This is a genomic window from Brevibacterium sp. SIMBA_078 (assembly GCF_046534565.1).
GTDB lineage: Bacteria > Actinomycetota > Actinomycetes > Actinomycetales > Brevibacteriaceae > Brevibacterium.
On record NZ_JAWRYQ010000322.1, the window covers coordinates 1 to 261 of the forward strand.

At 52.5% G+C, this 261-nt stretch carries 1 protein-coding gene; it reads right to left on the bottom strand.

Translation table 11 applies throughout. The features are described from left to right. Window positions 1–261: integrase arm-type DNA-binding domain-containing protein (locus tag SB749_RS19885; RefSeq protein ID WP_410711824.1), on the bottom strand; the 261-nt coding region annotated here is incomplete at both ends.

Below are 261 nucleotides of genomic sequence, written 5' to 3' on the forward strand. Positions count from 1 at the left end.
GCGTCAATGAAATTGCCGAGGATACTGGCTTTGGCCTTAGCCTTGAGGCGTTTGGCCTCCGCTTTCTCTTCACGCTCTCGCATAAGCTCTATTTGAGGCTCAATATTTTTCGCGATGTCAGCGGCGTAGTTTTTGGCAATCACCCTCGCCTCTTCTACATCGAGCGTTGGCCAGATGCCCAACTTGATCACCGGCCGCTTGCTTGGGTCGAGTTTAGAGCGGTAGCGATAATTGAGCGTGGCTGTGCCGTCAGTATTGAAG